15 protein-coding genes are annotated in these 15,728 nt (G+C 49.3%); 14 read left to right on the top strand and 1 reads right to left on the bottom strand.

Translation table 11 applies throughout. The annotated features are described in order from the left end of the window. Positions 1-7 precede the first annotated feature (7 nt). The 7 genes from bamA to rnhB all read left to right on the top strand — a co-directional run bounded on the left by bamA (position 8) and on the right by rnhB (position 7,306). Complete coding sequence (gene bamA, locus ACQ31U_RS02570) at positions 8-2,419, top strand: outer membrane protein assembly factor BamA (protein ID WP_431053540.1); 2,412 nt, start codon at positions 8-10, stop codon at positions 2,417-2,419. 83 nt (positions 2,420-2,502) lie between these two features. Beyond that, positions 2,503-3,030: an OmpH family outer membrane protein gene (locus ACQ31U_RS02565; protein WP_431053539.1), complete on the top strand. Its 528-nt coding sequence runs from the start codon at positions 2,503-2,505 to the stop codon at positions 3,028-3,030. An 11-nt stretch (positions 3,031-3,041) separates the two neighbouring features. Then, complete coding sequence (gene lpxD / locus ACQ31U_RS02560; protein WP_431053538.1) at positions 3,042-4,070, top strand: UDP-3-O-(3-hydroxymyristoyl)glucosamine N-acyltransferase; 1,029 nt, start codon at positions 3,042-3,044, stop codon at positions 4,068-4,070. A 72-nt stretch (positions 4,071-4,142) separates the two neighbouring features. Then, positions 4,143-4,622: a 3-hydroxyacyl-ACP dehydratase FabZ gene (gene fabZ / locus ACQ31U_RS02555; RefSeq protein WP_431053537.1), complete on the top strand. Its 480-nt coding sequence runs from the start codon at positions 4,143-4,145 to the stop codon at positions 4,620-4,622. Positions 4,623-4,648: 26 nt separating this feature from the next. Further along, on the top strand, positions 4,649-5,437 hold the full coding sequence (gene lpxA, locus ACQ31U_RS02550; protein ID WP_431053536.1) for an acyl-ACP--UDP-N-acetylglucosamine O-acyltransferase: 789 nt from the start codon (positions 4,649-4,651) through the stop codon (positions 5,435-5,437). Positions 5,438-5,553: 116 nt separating this feature from the next. Beyond that, positions 5,554-6,726 carry a lipid-A-disaccharide synthase gene (lpxB, locus tag ACQ31U_RS02545; protein WP_431053535.1) on the top strand — a complete coding sequence of 391 codons (1,173 nt, stop codon included), beginning with the start codon at positions 5,554-5,556 and terminating at the stop codon, positions 6,724-6,726. Further along, positions 6,713-7,306, top strand: a complete 594-nt coding sequence (gene rnhB / locus ACQ31U_RS02540; protein WP_431053534.1) for a ribonuclease HII — start codon at positions 6,713-6,715, stop codon at positions 7,304-7,306. The genes lpxB and rnhB overlap by 14 nt, the downstream gene beginning before the upstream one ends. A gap of 139 nt (positions 7,307-7,445) precedes the next feature. Here rnhB and ACQ31U_RS02535 read toward each other — a convergent pair whose 3' ends face one another. Continuing rightward, entirely contained in the window at positions 7,446-8,660 is a 1,215-nt protein-coding gene (locus ACQ31U_RS02535; RefSeq protein ID WP_431053533.1) for a pyridoxal phosphate-dependent aminotransferase, read from the bottom strand. Positions 8,661-8,824: 164 nt separating this feature from the next. Between ACQ31U_RS02535 and ACQ31U_RS02530 the strand changes: the two genes are divergently transcribed. The 7 genes from ACQ31U_RS02530 (at position 8,825) to accB (ending at position 15,670) form a co-directional block, all read left to right on the top strand. Further along, on the top strand, positions 8,825-10,138 hold the full coding sequence (locus ACQ31U_RS02530) for an isochorismate synthase (RefSeq protein WP_431053532.1): 1,314 nt from the start codon (positions 8,825-8,827) through the stop codon (positions 10,136-10,138). 2 nt (positions 10,139-10,140) lie between these two features. Then, on the top strand, positions 10,141-11,847 hold the full coding sequence (gene menD / locus ACQ31U_RS02525) for a 2-succinyl-5-enolpyruvyl-6-hydroxy-3-cyclohexene-1-carboxylic-acid synthase (RefSeq protein ID WP_431053531.1): 1,707 nt from the start codon (positions 10,141-10,143) through the stop codon (positions 11,845-11,847). Further along, the gene (gene menH / locus ACQ31U_RS02520; RefSeq protein ID WP_431053530.1) at positions 11,837-12,598 is read left to right on the top strand and encodes a 2-succinyl-6-hydroxy-2,4-cyclohexadiene-1-carboxylate synthase; all 762 of its coding nucleotides are present in this window, start codon (positions 11,837-11,839) and stop codon (positions 12,596-12,598) included. Before menD ends, menH begins: the two co-directional genes overlap by 11 nt. A gap of 28 nt (positions 12,599-12,626) precedes the next feature. Next, positions 12,627-13,484 carry a 1,4-dihydroxy-2-naphthoyl-CoA synthase gene (menB, locus tag ACQ31U_RS02515; RefSeq protein ID WP_431053529.1) on the top strand — a complete coding sequence of 286 codons (858 nt, stop codon included), beginning with the start codon at positions 12,627-12,629 and terminating at the stop codon, positions 13,482-13,484. A 25-nt stretch (positions 13,485-13,509) separates the two neighbouring features. Then, entirely contained in the window at positions 13,510-14,502 is a 993-nt protein-coding gene (menC, locus tag ACQ31U_RS02510; RefSeq protein ID WP_431053528.1) for an o-succinylbenzoate synthase, read from the top strand. A 79-nt stretch (positions 14,503-14,581) separates the two neighbouring features. Further along, on the top strand, positions 14,582-15,028 hold the full coding sequence (aroQ, locus tag ACQ31U_RS02505; protein WP_431053527.1) for a type II 3-dehydroquinate dehydratase: 447 nt from the start codon (positions 14,582-14,584) through the stop codon (positions 15,026-15,028). Between the two features lie 180 nt (positions 15,029-15,208). After that, on the top strand, positions 15,209-15,670 hold the full coding sequence (gene accB / locus ACQ31U_RS02500; RefSeq protein ID WP_431053526.1) for an acetyl-CoA carboxylase biotin carboxyl carrier protein: 462 nt from the start codon (positions 15,209-15,211) through the stop codon (positions 15,668-15,670). Positions 15,671-15,728 lie beyond the last annotated feature (58 nt).

Raw genomic sequence — 15,728 nt, 5'->3', positions numbered from 1 at the left:
AACCACCATGAAAAAACTTCTAATGACCGGTTTGCTTCTAAGTAGCGGCGGCGTATTGGCAGCGCCTTTTACCGTACAGGATATCCGTGTTGAAGGCACCGATCCGGTAACCGCCAATAATATTATCGCAGGGCTGCCGGTTAAAGTCGGACAACGTGCAACGGATCAGGATCTTTCCCAGATTGTCCGCAGTCTGTTTTTACGTGGTGGTTATGAAAATGTGGAGGCGCTGCGTGAGGGCAATGCTTTGGTATTGCGGATCCAAGCCCGTCCTTATATCAGCTCGTTGGACATTGAAGGCAACAAACAGATCCCGAAAGATGCGTTGGAAAGCAATTTGCGTGAGAATGGCATTGCCAAAGGCGAAATTTTGGAGCGTGACAAACTTGCCTCTTTCCGTCAGGAGCTGCTGAATTATTATCATTCCGTCGGTTATCCGAATGCGGAAGTCAATACGGTGGTCGATGATTTGGGACAAGGGCGTGCCGCACTGAAATTAGAAATCAAAGAAAATGATGCGGCGTTGGTCAAAGCGATTAATTTTAACGGTAATAATGACTTCAGTGACAGTAAATTATTGGATCAAATTGAAATTCAGCCGGATGTCTCTTGGTGGAACATTTTTTCCAGCAGCCGTTTTTCCGAACCGAAATACCAAAAAGACTTAACCGCTTTGCGTGATTTCTACCTGAACCAAGGCTATGCCAAATTCAGAATCGTGGATAGCGACGTGCAATACAGCGATGATAAAAAAGACATCACGCTTAATTTGACGCTGGACGAAGGCGAAAAATATACCATTAATGATGTGCGGATTATCGGTGATACCGCCGGTATGAGTGCGGATTTAAACCGGTTGCTAGTGAATATTAAGCGCGGCGAGCAATTCCGCGGCAATACGGTCAGAACCATTGAAGACGGCATTAAAAACACGTTAGGTGCGCGTGGCTATGCCAACCCGCAAATTAATATTCAGCCGGAATTTAATGATGCGGAACATACCGTTGATTTGATCGTGGTGGTGGATGCCGGTCGCCGTTATTATGTCCGCTCGGTGCGTTTTGAAGGCAACGATGTCAGCGCCGATTCTACTTTACGCCAAGAAATGCGCCAGCAGGAAGGGACTTGGTTGTCCACCGCGCTAATCGAGCAAGGCAAATACCGTTTGGAAAGAACCGGTTTTTATGAAACCGTGGAAACCGAAACCTTGGCGGTACCGGGGGTCGATGACCAACTGGATGTGTTATATAAAGTCAAAGAACGCAATACCGGCAGCATTAACTTCGGGATCGGTTTTGGTTCCGAGAGCGGTCTCAGTTATCAAGCCAGTGTGAAGCAAGACAACTTCTTGGGCATGGGGTCATCAGTCAGCTTGTCCGGGGTGAAAAACAAATATGCGACCAGTATCAATTTAGGCTATAACGAACCGTACTTCACCCGTGACGGCGTGAGTCTGGGCGGCAATGTTTTCTATGATACCTATGACTATAAAAACAGTGATACCACCGCGTCTTATGCGCGTACCAGTTATGGAATCAACGGTACGCTGGGCTTCCCGGTCAATGAAAACAATTCCTACTATTTAGGCGTTGGCTATGTGCACAATAAACTGAAAAACATGTATCCGGAATATAACCGTGCGCGTTATTTGCGTTCGATGGGCGTTGATGATTGGAAAATCAAGAGCGATGATTTTGAATTTAGCTTCGGTTGGAATTATAGCAGCCTGAACCGCGGTTTCTTACCGACCAGCGGTAGCCGCGCCAGTATCGGCGGGAAAGTGACCATTCCGGGATCGGATAACAAATATTATAAATTGAGTGCCGATTTCTCAACTTACCAACCGTTAAACTATGATCAAACTTGGGTTTTATCCGGCCGGGCAAGCCTGTCTTATGCCAACGGTTTTGGCGGTAAGAAATTACCGTTCTACCAAAATTACAGCGCCGGTGGTATCGGCAGCCTGCGTGGTTTTGCTTACGGTGCGGTCGGACCGCGTGCGATTTATAATACCCGGCCTGGCGCGGCGGTTAATGCGCCGGCCAGCAGTTATGACAATATCAACTATGATGTCGTCGGTGGTAATGCAATGGCGACCGCCAGTGTCGAATTGATTATGCCAACGCCGTTCGTCAGTGATAAAAACCAGAACTCGGTCAGAACATCGTTGTTTGTTGACGCAGCCAGTGTATGGAATACCGAGTGGAACAAAGATAAAGCCAAATTATTTACCCAAGGCAATGTGCCGCAACGTATTGTCGATTATAGTGATCCGAGCCGGGTACGGGCTTCTGCCGGGTTGGCGTTCCAATGGAACTCGCCAATCGGACCATTGGTATTCTCGTATGCCAAACCGCTCAAAAAATATGACGGCGATGAAATCGAACAATTCCAGTTCAGTATTGGCGGTAGTTTCTAAGCAGTAAATTAACTGGCAAATTTAGATAAATCGGCGGAGTATTCCGGTATTCCGCCAACATTAATCAATTAAGGATATCTCTCATGAAAAAAGCATTAAAAATCGCAGGTCTTTCTTTGGCATTGGCGTTCACTTCTTCTTTGGCAACGGCAGCGGAAAATATCGCCTTTATCAATTCAGCGTATTTGTTCCAAAATCACCCGGATCGTGATGCGGCGGCGGCGAAAATCGATGCGGAGCTGAAAGAGCCGGCAGAAAAATTACAAGCCAGTGAAAAAGCGATTGTGGCGAAAATCGAAGCGTTGCAAAAAGAAGCACCGAAATTGCGTGCTGCCGACATTCAAAAACGCGAAGATGAAATCAATAAAATGCGTGACGCTTATCAAAAACAAGCGGAAGAATTGCAAATCAAAAATGATGAATTGCAATATCAAGAGCGTGCCAAATTATTGGCGGGCATTCAAACCGCGACCAATGAAATCGCCGCCAAAGCCAATTACAGCTATGTGATCGATGCCAATGCCGTCGTTTATGCCGCGGCCGGTAAAGATATTACCGAAGAAGTGTTAAGAGCAATTAAACCGGCGGCTGCCGCTGAAGCCAAAAAATAATCCGGAGATTTATGGCACAGTACCTATTACAACAACTCGCCGCGCATGTCGGCGGGGAATTGCGCGGCAACCCTGAAAGTGCGGTAGAGAGTATCGCCGCCTTGAATAAAGCCGAGCCGAATCAGCTGAGTTTTATCTCAAATGCGAAATTTCGTGAGTTATTGGCAGATTCCAAAGCAGGCTGTCTATTGGTCAGCGCGCAGGACGTTGCTTTTTGTCATGCCGACAGTAATCTGATTATTGTCAAAGATCCTTATACCGCTTATGCCTTGATTGCGCAGCTAATGGACGCTACGCCGCGGGCGGCTAGCGGGATTAGCCAAAGTGCGGTAGTCTCGGCTTCGGCAGTGTTGGGCAAAAATGTGGCAATCGGTGCGCATGCCGTGATTGAGGATGGGGTCGAATTAGGCGATAATGTCGTGATCGGTGCAGGCTGCTTTATTGGTAAAAACAGTAAAATCGGTGCCGGTACCCAGCTGTGGGCGAATGTAACAATCTATCATGAAGTGGAAATCGGACAGGATTGTTTGATTCAGTCTTCCGCCGTTATCGGCAGCGACGGCTTCGGTTATGCCAATGATAAAGGCAAATGGATTAAAATTCCGCAGCGCGGGCAAGTGATTATCGGCAACCGGGTTGAAATCGGCGCCTGTACTTGTATCGATCGCGGCGCATTAGATGCCACGGTGATCGAAGATAATGTGATTATCGACAACCTGTGTCAAATCGCGCATAACGTGCACATCGGCACCGGAACGGCGGTTGCCGGCGGTGTGATTATGGCGGGCAGTTTGACCGTGGGGAAATACTGTTTAATCGGCGGTGCCAGCGTACTGAATGGACATATGGAAATTTGCGACGGGGTGACGGTGACCGGCATGGGCATGGTTATGCGCCCGATTACCGAACCGGGGGTTTATTCTTCCGGCATTCCGTTGCAAACCAATAAAGAGTGGCGTAAAACGGCGGCATTAACCATGAATATCAGTGAAATGAACCGGCGTTTAAAAGCATTGGAACGAAATCAAGGCAAATCATAAGCGATAACACAACATAATTTTGCCGTCCGTCGTTTGTGACGGCATGGGTACAATACTAAGGGAACTAAAATCGTGACAACTGAAAACAATCAAACCGATTCGCAGGCTAAAGAAGCGAAAATTGTCGATATTAATGAAATCATGCAGTTATTACCGCACCGCTATCCGTTTTTATTAGTGGATAGAGTGATTGATTTTGAGGAAGGCAAATGGCTGAAAGCCGTGAAGAATGTCACGGTCAATGAGCCTTGTTTTACCGGGCACTTTCCACAGAAACCGATTTTTCCGGGCGTATTGATTTTGGAAGCGATGGCACAGGCGACCGGCGTATTGGCATTCAAAACCCTTGAATTACCGAAAGACGAACTGTTTTATTTCGCCGCAATTGACAATGCCCGTTTCAAACGCCCGGTCGAGCCGGGTGATCAAATGATTTTGGAAGTGCACTTTATCAAAGAACGCCGTGGCGTCACCCGTTTTACCGGGGTCGCAACAGTAGACGGAAAAGTGGTGTGCGAAGCGGAATTGATGTGCGCGCGTCGTCCGATGTAAATTTATCAGCCTAAGTAGGATCGAAGATGATTAATCCAAGTGCGAAAATTCATAGCTCGGCTATTGTCGAAGAAGGCGCCAAAATCGGTGCCGATGTTATTGTAGGTCCTTTTTGTATTATCGGGGCGGATGTTGAAATCGGTGATCGTAGCGTGTTGCACTCCCACGTGGTGGTGCGCGGACACACCAAAATCGGGCGTGACAATCAGATATTCCAATTTGCCAGCATTGGCGAAGTGAATCAGGACTTGAAATATGCCGGAGAACCGACCAAAACCATTATCGGCGATCGTAATCGTATTCGCGAAAGCGTGACCATTCATCGCGGCACCGTGCAAGGCGGCGGGGTCACCCGTGTCGGCGATGACAATTTACTGATGATCAATACCCACATCGCCCACGATTGCCAAATTAAGAACCGTTGCATTTTGGCCAACAACGCCACGCTGGCGGGGCATGTTGAACTGGATGATTTTGTGATTGTCGGCGGCATGTCGGCAATTCACCAATTTGTGGTGATCGGCGCACACGTGATGTTAGGCGGTGGTTCGATGGTCAGTCAAGATGTGCCGCCGTATGTGATGGCACAAGGCAACCATGCACAGCCGTTCGGTGTCAATTTGGAAGGCTTGAAACGCCGTGGCTTCGATAAACCGGCAATGCACGCGATCCGTAATGTATATAAGCTGATCTATCGTAGCGGGAAAACGTTGGAAGAAGTCATTCCTGAAATTGAACGGATTGCCGAAACCGAAGCGGCAGTGAGCTTCTTCCTGTCGTTCTTTAAACGTTCGACCCGAGGGATTATTCGTTAGCCGAGGGTAAGGCATGGCGTCTGCTTACGCATTAACGTTCCCCGCGGGGGCTTAACAACCGATCATATAAACCGCACTTTGAGTTAAAGTGCGGTTATTTTTTAAGGAAAAAAACAATGCTGCCGGAAAAACACACACCATTGATTGCCTTAGTCGCCGGGGAGGTGTCGGGTGATATTCTCGGCGCAGGGTTAATCAAACAGCTGCGCCAAATTTATCCTAACGCCCGTTTTATAGGCATTGCCGGTGAGCAAATGAAAGCGCAAGGGGCGGAAAGCTATTTTGAGATGGAAGAGCTGGCGGTGATGGGCTTGGTGGAAGTGTTGAAACACCTGCCGCGTTTGCTGAAAATCCGTAAACAGTTGATTCAAAACCTCTTGGCGGCAAAACCGGATATTTTTATCGGCATTGACGCTCCGGATTTTAATCTCGGGGTGGAAAAAATCTTGAAGCAACACGGGATTAAAACCATTCATTATGTCAGCCCGTCGGTGTGGGCGTGGCGGCAAAGGCGGATTTTCAAAATCGCCAAAGCCACCAATTTGGTGCTGGCATTTTTACCGTTTGAAAAAGCCTTTTACGATCGCTTCAATGTGCCGTGCCGTTTTATCGGGCATACCATGGCGGACGCGATTCCCCTTGAAATCGACCATACACAAGCCTGCACACAGCTACAACTTGATCCAAGCCAGCGTTATTTGGCGATCTTGCCCGGCAGTCGTGGTTCGGAGTTGGAGTTTCTCAGCGAACCCTTTTTGCAAACCGCACTTTTACTTAAACAACGCTTTCCCGAGGTGCAATTTTTAGTGCCGCTGATTAACGCCAAACGCCGTGCGCAGTTTGAAAGCGTGAAACAACGCATTGCGCCAGAGTTGGAAATGCACTTGCTTGATGGACAGGCGCGATTAGCAATGCAAGCGGCGAGCGCAACCTTGCTCGCATCCGGCACGGCGGCGTTGGAGTGTATGCTGTGCAAATCGCCGATGGTGGTCGGTTATCGCATGAAACCACTGACTTATTGGCTGGCGCAACGTTTGGTGAAAACCAAGTATATTTCGCTACCGAATTTGTTGGCGGACGAGATGTTAGTGCCGGAGCTGATCCAAGACCAATGCAATCCGCAGCGTTTGACAGAGGAATTGGCGGTCTATTTTGACGATAGCGCAGCGGCACAACAGCGCACGTTGGCGTTAAAACAGCGGTTTGTCGAGTTACATCAACAAATCCGTTGTAATGCGGATCAACAAGCGGCACAAGCGGTGGTCGAGGTGTTAAATGGCACAGTTTGATTATCCGCAAAATGTCGGGTTGATCGCAGGCGTTGATGAAGTCGGGCGCGGACCGTTAATCGGTGCGGTGGTGACGGCGGCGGTGATTCTTGATCCGAATAAACCAATTGCCGGTTTAGCCGATTCGAAAAAATTATCCGAGAAAAAACGGCTGTTACTTGCCGAAGAAATCAAAGCTCATGCACTTGCTTGGGCGTTAGGCAGAGCCGAGCCGGAAGAGATCGATCAACTCAACATTCTACAAGCCAGCCTGCTTGCGATGCAAAGAGCGGTTGCGGCATTGCCGATCCAACCGCACTTTGTGTTGGTGGACGGCAACAAATTGCCAAAACTGGCAATGCCGACGCAAGCGGTGGTGAAGGGCGACAGTTTGGTGGCGGAGATCAGTGCCGCCTCGATTTTGGCAAAAGTAGCACGCGATCAGGAAATGGCAGCGTTGGATCAGCACTATCCGCATTATGGATTGGCACAACACAAAGGCTACCCGACCGCACTTCACCTTGAAAAACTGCAACAATATGGCGTTTTGCCGCAACACCGCAAAAGTTTTGCACCGGTGAGAAAACGGTTAGAGCAATAGATCTAAAGTAGGGGCGGATTGTATATCCGCCCGTTTACGAAGTGAGATATAAGCATTTAATCTATAATTGAAAAATGCAAAGTGCGGTTCGGGCGGATATACAATCCGCCCTTACTTTTCTCATTGAAATCAGCAGCATTTACTGCCGATAAGTACTCAAGAAGCGTTCGATTTTATTAATCGCATCTTCCAGTTGGGTGACATACGGCAGGGTGACGATGCGGAAGTGATCCGGTTGATGCCAGTTAAAACCGCGACCATGTACGATCAACACTTTTTCTTGGCGTAGCAGATCCAACACCATTTTTTCATCGTCATACAAATTGAATTTTTTCATATCCAATTTCGGGAACAGATAGAGTGCCCCCATCGGTTTGACGCAACTGACGCCCGGGATTTGGTTCAACATCTCATAGGCGAGATTACGTTGTTCCAGTAAGCGTCCGTTCGGTAAAATCAACTCATTAATGCTTTGATAACCGCCAAGTGCGGTTTGGATCGCATGTTGCATTGGCACGTTGGCACACAAGCGCATGGAAGCCATCATATCCAGCCCTTCGATATAACCCTTCGCCTTATCTTTCGGACCGTTTAAGATCATCCAGCCTTGGCGGAAGCCGCAACTGCGATAGGCTTTGGATAAGCTGTTAATGGTAATGGTCAATAAATCCGGCGCCAGGGCGGCGATATGGTGGTGTACCGCACCGTCGTAGAGAATTTTGTCATACACTTCGTCGGCAAAAATCAGCAAGTTGTGTTGGCGCGCCACTTCGGCGATGTCTAACAACACCGCTTTGCTATACACCGCACCGGTCGGGTTGTTCGGGTTAATCAACACAATCGCTTTGGTGCGCGAAGTCACTTTGCTTTTAATATCGTCGATATCCGGAAACCAATCCGCTTGTTCATCACAGAGATAATGCACCGCTTTACCGCCGGACAGGGTCACCGCCGCCGTCCACAGCGGATAATCCGGCATTGGCACCAGCACTTCGTCGCCGTCGTTCAGCAATGCCTGCATTGACATGGTGATCAATTCCGAACCGCCGTTGCCGATATAAACGTCGTTTACGGTTGTCTCTTTCACGCCTTTTGATTGGTAATATTGCACCACCGCTTTGCGTGCGGAGTACAGACCTTTCGATTCGCAATAACCTTGTGCGGTCGGCAGGTTGCGGATAATATCGACCAGCACTTCGTCCGGTGCGTCAAAGCCGAACGGTGCGGTGTTGCCGATATTCAGTTTTAAAATTTTGTGCCCTTCTTCTTCCAAGCGCACCGCTTCTTTGTGCACTTTGCCGCGAATGTCGTAACAGACGTGTTCCAATTTATCGGATTTCGGAAATATATCCATGTTGAACCTTTGATTTCAATAGCTGAATAGTGAATTTGTTTACTCTACGCCGATTTGCGAAAAATGAAAAGATTTCGGTCAATATTTCTTTTAAAGTGCGGTAGAATTACTGTTTTCGAGCTTGATAAGGCGGCTCGTTTTAAATGAAAAGGTCATTGAAGATAATGGACTGTTGGCAACAGCTAAAACAACAATTATTACAACGGTTGAACAATCACCACTTTACCTCCGCGGGATTAACGCAGTACCGCTTTTGTCTCCGCTTATCCCCGACTGACGGTAATCTGTTAGCGTGGTTGAAAGGGCAAACGCAGTATCCGCGCTTTTTTTGGCAGGCGCGCGGCGAGCAACGCCAAGCGGTTGCGCTTGGGCAAGTGCAAGCATTTAATCAGCTTGCGGCGGCACAGCAGTTTTTAACACAGCATTCGGAGCTGCCGTTACAGTTGGTCGGCGGCTTAACCTTCGAGGGGGACGCGCACTTTTATTTGCCGCGTTTATCTTTGCAACTTGAGGGCGAACAGCTGCAAATCACGTTGACCCTGACGGAAAAGGATACGCCAAGTGCGGTACGGGATTTTATTCACCGCTTGGATTCCGCCCGGCCGCTGCAAGCGATCAGCGCGCAGCTCAGTCTCAGCGAGCAAAGTTATAGCCAAGACCAATGGCAGGATCTGGTCGCACAATCGCTCTGTTATATCGAACAAGGGCGGTTTACCAAAGTGGTGTTGGCGCAACAAAAACAGTATCAGTTGAGCGAAAGCGTTGATCCGTGCGATTTATTGGCGCAAGCGTGCGCGCAGCAGGCGGATTGTTACTACTTTTTATGGGCGCAATCGCCGCAAGCCGCTTTCTTGGGGGTCAGCCCCGAACGGTTGTATCAACGGCAACAGCAGCAATTATCCACCGAAGCCTTAGCCGGAACGGCAGAGAGCGGCGGCGATCAGCAGCAAAATCGGCAACAGCAGCAATGGCTGTTACAAGACGGCAAAAATATTCATGAAAACTGGTTAGTGGTGGAAGATATTTGCGCCAAGTTGTCCAATTTAAGCCGGCATTTGGATATTGACCAGTTAAGCAGTCGCCGTTTGAATTATGTACAACATTTGGTGCGCAATATCGGCGCAAAATTGCACGCCGAGGTGAATGATCAGGCCTGTTTAAGTGCGATCCACCCGAGTGCGGCGGTCGGCGGCTTACCGTCGGCGGCGGCATTGGCATTTATCGCCGAACGGCAAAATTTCAAGCGTAACTGGTATGCCGGGACGCTCGGGCTGATGTCGTTGGCGCAGAGCGAATTTTGCGTGGCAATTCGCTCCGCTTTATTGACCAAAGACGTGCAGAATCAAGATAAAATTGCGATTTTCGCCGGCGCAGGTATTGTTGCCGGTTCTGTTCCCTTGCTAGAATGGCAAGAAATCGAAAGAAAAGCCGCCGGAATTCTCTCCCTGTTTCCGGCACAAGCAAGAGGTGAAAAATAAAAATGGCAAGTGCGGTTTTAAATCGCTGTTGGGCGAGAGTGGTATTAGAAAGTCTGGTACGAAATGGCGTGCAGCATATTTGCATTGCGCCCGGTTCGCGTTCCACGCCATTGACCTTGGAAGCGGTGCGTTTGGAAGACGGACAGCGCGTCACCTGCCACACCCATTTTGACGAACGGGGTTTAGGCTTTTTGGCGTTGGGTTTGGCGAAAGCGAGCAATGCGCCGGTGGCGGTTATCGTCACTTCCGGCACGGCCGCCGCCAATCTCTATCCGGCGATTATCGAAGCCACGCAAAGCGGACATAACCTGATTGTGCTGACCGCCGACCGCCCGCCGGAATTGATTGATTGCGGCGCTAATCAAGCGATTCGGCAGCAAGGGCTGTTTGCCGATTACCCGATTGCCAGCATTAATTTTCCGCGTCCGAGCGAAGATTATTCGATGGCATGGCTACTCAGCCGTATCGATCAGGCTTGTCAGCAACAGCGCCTTAATCATGGCGTGTTACATTTTAACCTGCCGTTTGCCGAGCCGCTCTATCTTGCCGATGAGAATGAAATTCAGCATTTCCCGGCGTTAGTCGAATTTAACCGTTGGGCGAGTAAAAAGCCGCGCTGGATTGAGTATGCCGAACAGCAAAGCGAGGTGTTAATCCATGAAAATTGGGATTATTGGCGCACCAAGCAAGGCGTGATTGTGGTCGGCAAGTTACCGCCGGAGCAAAGCATGGGCATTTCCGCTTGGGCGGCAACCATGGGCTGGATTATGATTACCGACATTCAATCCGGCTTGGAGGCGTCGTTGCCGTATGCCGATATTTGGCTGGCGAATGAAACCGTACAACAAAAATTATTGCGGGCGGAAATCGTGCTGCAATTCGGCAGTCAGATTATCAGCAAGCGCGTCAATCGCTTCCTCGAACAGTTTAAGGGCGAATATTGGCTGATCGAAGCCTCAACTAAAAATCTCGATCCCTATCATCATCAACACACCCGTTTTAATGTGAAGGTTCATCACTGGCTGCGTGCACACCCACCGTTACGCCAACGCCCGTGGTTGCTTGAGCCGCTGGCATTATCGCAATTTTGCGCCTCGTTTATCGAACAGCAAATCGGCGGCAATTTAAATGAAGCCTCGCTGGCGCACCATGTCAGCCGCGTGTTGCCAAGCAACGGCTCGCTGTTTTTAGGCAACAGCCTGTTTGTACGTTTGGTCGATGGCTTGTGCAAATTGCCGGAAGGTTATCCGGTCTATACCAACCGCGGTGCCAGCGGCATTGACGGCTTATTGGCAACGGCGGCAGGAGTTGCGATTGGCACGAACCAGCCGTTAGTGGCGATGATTGGTGATATTTCCACGTTATATGATCTCAACTCGCTTGTCTTATTTAAACAGGTGACACAGCCGACAATCCTGTTTGTGATTAACAATAACGGCGGGGCGATTTTTGATATGTTGCCGGTTGAGGCACAGGTCAAAGAGCAATTTTACCGTATGGGACACGGTTTGGATTTTTCACAGGCAGCGGCGATGTTCGGCATTAATTACAGCCGTCCTTACACTTGGGCGGATTTGACCTCGGTGCTGAAGCAGGCCTACGGACGCAAAGAAGCCACCGTGATTGAGATCAAAGCCAATCCGAACGACGGCAGCAATATTTATAAATCGCTGATCGAACAAATTGCCGGAGCGGCGATTGGCGGTTAAGCGCGACAATAAGCCGTGCCTGGTGTTTTTGCACGGCTTATTAGGCGATCGCCATGATTGGCACGCGGTGATTGAACGCTTACCGCACTTTCGCTGTGTCAGTTTGGATTTGCCGCTGCACGGTGCGGAAAAACAGACTAACGTCGCCGGTTTTCAACAAACTTGCGCTTATCTGGCGCAAAAAATACAAAGTGCGGTCGGCAATGAACCCTATTGGTTGGTCGGCTATTCCCTCGGCGGACGGCTTGCGTTGTACTATGCTTTACACTGTGCGTTGCAGGCAAATCGACAACGTGGCAACTTGCAAGGAGTGATTGTCGAGGGCGCAAATCTTGGGTTGAACAGCGAAGCGGAGCTGCAAGCACGCTGGTTGAGCGATCAGGCGTGGGCGCAACGCTTTGCGACCGAATCGCCAAGTGCGGTATTAAATGCTTGGTATCAACAGGCGGTTTTTAGCCATTTGAATGCGGCGCAACGGCAAGCCTTAATCGAAAAACGCGCGCCGAATTGCGGTGACAATATTGCTAAAATGCTGTTGGCGACCTCACTGGCGAAACAACCGAATTTAACGGCTAAAGTGCGGTCGAGTAGGTTGCCGATTCATTTTTTCTGTGGCGAACGCGATCAAAAATTTCGTACTCAAGCGGAACATAACCAATTAGACTTAACCTTAATTAAACAGGCGGGGCATAATGCTCACCTAGAAAATCCCGATGATTTCGCGGCAAAACTGACCGCACTTTTGATTTAGCATACTATTGAGATAAAGAGGAAAAACAATGTTATACCCAACAGAAGAATTTTTATACGCGCCGGTCGAATGGCAAGATTGCAGCAACGGTTACAGCGACATTTTGTATCACAAATCCACCGATGGTATCGCCAAAATCACGATTAACCGCCCGGAAGTGCGTAATGCGTTCCGTCCGCAAACGGTAAAAGAGATGATTACCGCCTTTGCCGACGCGCGTTTTGATGAAAAAATCGGGGTGATCGTGCTGACCGGGCAAGGCGAAAAAGCGTTCTGCGCCGGCGGCGATCAAAAAGTGCGTGGCGATTACGGCGGTTATAAAGACGAAGCCGGTGTTCATCACTTGAACGTGTTGGATTTCCAACGCGATATCCGCAGCTGCCCGAAACCGGTGGTGGCGATGGTGGCAGGCTATGCGATTGGCGGCGGGCATGTATTGCATATGCTGTGCGATTTAACCATCGCCGCCGAAAATGCCATGTTCGGGCAAACCGGACCGAAAGTCGGTTCGTTCGACGGCGGTTGGGGCGCCTCGTATATGGCACGTATCGTCGGGCAGAAAAAAGCGCGTGAAATTTGGTTTTTATGCCGTCAGTACAATGCGCAAGAAGCGTTGGATATGGGCTTAGTCAACACCGTTGTGCCATACGCCGACCTTGAGAAAGAGACCGTGCGTTGGTGTCGTGAAATGTTACAAAACAGCCCGATTGCGTTACGTTGCCTCAAAGCCGCGTTAAATGCCGACTGCGACGGACAAGCCGGTTTACAAGAGCTTGCCGGCAACGCCACCATGCTGTTCTACATGACCGAAGAAGGGCAAGAAGGGCGTAATGCCTTCAACCAAAAACGCGAGCCGGACTTCAGCAAATTTAAGCGTAATCCGTAATCTGACCTAAAATAAAGGACGAACTATGACAACTCGCAGTTATCAGCTTTACCGTTATCGTATTCCGGTTGATGCGCAGGTGGTATTGCGTAACCGTTTTTTGAAACAGCGGGAAGGCTTGTTGGTGCAGGTGAAGTGCGGTGTGCACGAAGGTTGGGGCGAGATTGCACCGTTGCCGGAATTCAGCCAAGAAACCTTGGAGCAGGCACAGGCGCAGACCGCACTTTGGTTGCGGCAATGGGACGAAGCGCGCAGCCGTAATCAAAAACTGCCGCTAGACGGCTTATATCCATCGGTGGCGTTCGGCTTAAGTTGTGCGTTGGCAGAGATGAAAGGCGAGTTGGGCGAGTCGGGCAATTATCAAGCCGCACCGCTATGTTACGGCGACCCCGACGAGTTGTACGAGCAACTGGAACAAATGCCGGGTGAAAAGGTGGCGAAAGTCAAAGTCGGTTTGTATGAAGCCAATCGTGACGGTTTGATTGCCGATATGCTGCTCGAAGCCGTACCGGATCTCAAATTGCGTCTTGATGCTAACCGCGCTTGGACGCCGGCAAAGGCGCAGCAGTTTGCTAAATACGTCAAAGCGGAACATCGCGCCCGAATTCAGTTTTTGGAAGAGCCGTGTAAAACCCAAGCGGAAAGCCGTCAATTTGCGGCTGAAACCGGGATTGCGATCGCGTGGGACGAAAGCGTGCGTGAAGCTGATTTTCAGGTCGTCGCCGAACCGCACTTGGCGGCGATCGTGATTAAACCGACCTTAGTCGGCTCATTGCAACGTTGTGTCGAACTGATTCGACAAGCGCAACAACAGGGGATTATGGCGGTGATCAGCTCCTCGATTGAATCCAGTTTCGGTTTGACGCAGTTGGCACGGATTGCGCAACAATATACGCCGACGGTGATTCCCGGTCTGGATACGTTGGATTTAATGGATTTCCAGTTGATCCGCCCTTGGCAAGGATCAACCCTGCCGTTGGTCGGTTTGGACAGCGAGTGGGTTGAAAAAATCGGATAAATAGCTATTATTAAAAAATTGTTATAATATGGCGATAGTCACCTTGTGAAATCATTTGCAAGGCGTAGGATAAGAGAACATGACGAAAAAAATTCTATTATTAAACGGTCCGAACCTGAATATGTTGGGTAAGCGCGAACCACAGCATTACGGCAGCTTGACGCTGGCGGATATTGAGCAGCAATTACAACAACAGGCGGCGCAAGCCGGATTGGAATTAGATTGTTTCCAAAGCAACAGCGAAGAAAAGCTGATTAATAAAATTCACCAAGCCTTTGAGCAAGCGGATTTTATCCTGATTAATCCGGCGGCGTTCACCCACACCAGCGTAGCGCTGCGCGACGCGTTGTTGGCGGTGAATATTCCGTTTGTTGAAATTCATCTGTCGAATGTGCACGCACGCGAACCGTTCCGTCATCATTCTTATCTGAGCGACAAGGCCGTCGGCGTAATTTGCGGTTTAGGCGCGCAAGGCTATCAATTCGGCTTGCAATTCGCACAACAATATTTGCTTGGCAAAAAATAGTAAAAAAGCCTGATTTGCGACAAATTTCAGGCAAAATGCAGATTTTTATCGCCAAAATGCCAGAATTCAGGTAATCTCTGCGTTTAATGTAAATCAATATAATGTTACGGCTCTGTTGCGGAGAAGATCTTGTCAATTGAGCGGTAATGTCACTTAAATTTCAATCAGCGGAATCAAAACATGGATATTCGTAAAATCAAAAAATTAATCGAATTAGTCGAAGAGTCGGGCATTATGGAAATCGAAATTTCCGAAGGGGAAGAATCGGTACGTATTAGCCGTGGTACCCCGGCGCCTGCTGCGGTTCAATATACGTTACCTGCGGCAGCGCCGGCAGCAGTCGCGCCAAGTGCGGTTGCCGCACCTGCAGCGCCAACCGCAGCGGCTCCGGCAGCAGCGGAAGTTTCCGGACATGCGGTACGTTCGCCGATGGTTGGTACTTTCTACCGTAGTCCTAGCCCGGAAGCCTCTCCGTTCGTAGAAGTGGGCAGCACGGTTAAAGTCGGTGACGCGCTGTGCATTGTGGAAGCAATGAAAATGATGAACCGTATCGAAGCGGATAAAGCCGGTGTGGTGAAAGCGATTTTAGTTAACGACGGTGAAGCCGTTGAGTTTGATCAATCGCTGATCATCATCGAATAAGTTGATGACCAAGCAAGGCTGACCGCACTTTGCGTTCAGTCGTTATAGCATATTAATG

Origin of the sequence: Testudinibacter sp. TW-1, assembly GCF_050613185.1 — a bacterium.
Taxonomy (GTDB): Bacteria; Pseudomonadota; Gammaproteobacteria; order Enterobacterales; family Pasteurellaceae; genus Chelonobacter.
The sequence above is the reverse complement of the archived record's forward strand: the minus strand, read 5'-3'. Positions and strand labels throughout refer to the sequence as shown.

Excerpts from the sequence above, each read along its gene's own strand:
- ACQ31U_RS02565 (WP_431053539.1), top strand. The coding sequence starts at position 2,503 with ATGAAAAAAGCATTAAAAATCGCAGGTCTTTCTTTGGCATTGGCGTTC.
- ACQ31U_RS02535 (WP_431053533.1), bottom strand. The coding sequence starts at position 8,660 with ATGGATATATTTCCGAAATCCGATAAATTGGAACACGTCTGTTACGAC.
- lpxA (WP_431053536.1), top strand. The coding sequence starts at position 4,649 with ATGATTAATCCAAGTGCGAAAATTCATAGCTCGGCTATTGTCGAAGAA.
- accB (WP_431053526.1), top strand. The coding sequence starts at position 15,209 with ATGGATATTCGTAAAATCAAAAAATTAATCGAATTAGTCGAAGAGTCG.
- lpxB (WP_431053535.1), top strand. The coding sequence starts at position 5,554 with ATGCTGCCGGAAAAACACACACCATTGATTGCCTTAGTCGCCGGGGAG.
- menD (WP_431053531.1), top strand. The coding sequence starts at position 10,141 with ATGGCAAGTGCGGTTTTAAATCGCTGTTGGGCGAGAGTGGTATTAGAA.
- menB (WP_431053529.1), top strand. The coding sequence starts at position 12,627 with ATGTTATACCCAACAGAAGAATTTTTATACGCGCCGGTCGAATGGCAA.
- bamA (WP_431053540.1), top strand. The coding sequence starts at position 8 with ATGAAAAAACTTCTAATGACCGGTTTGCTTCTAAGTAGCGGCGGCGTA.
- lpxD (WP_431053538.1), top strand. The coding sequence starts at position 3,042 with ATGGCACAGTACCTATTACAACAACTCGCCGCGCATGTCGGCGGGGAA.
- ACQ31U_RS02530 (WP_431053532.1), top strand. The coding sequence starts at position 8,825 with ATGGACTGTTGGCAACAGCTAAAACAACAATTATTACAACGGTTGAAC.
- aroQ (WP_431053527.1), top strand. The coding sequence starts at position 14,582 with ATGACGAAAAAAATTCTATTATTAAACGGTCCGAACCTGAATATGTTG.
- rnhB (WP_431053534.1), top strand. The coding sequence starts at position 6,713 with ATGGCACAGTTTGATTATCCGCAAAATGTCGGGTTGATCGCAGGCGTT.
- menC (WP_431053528.1), top strand. The coding sequence starts at position 13,510 with ATGACAACTCGCAGTTATCAGCTTTACCGTTATCGTATTCCGGTTGAT.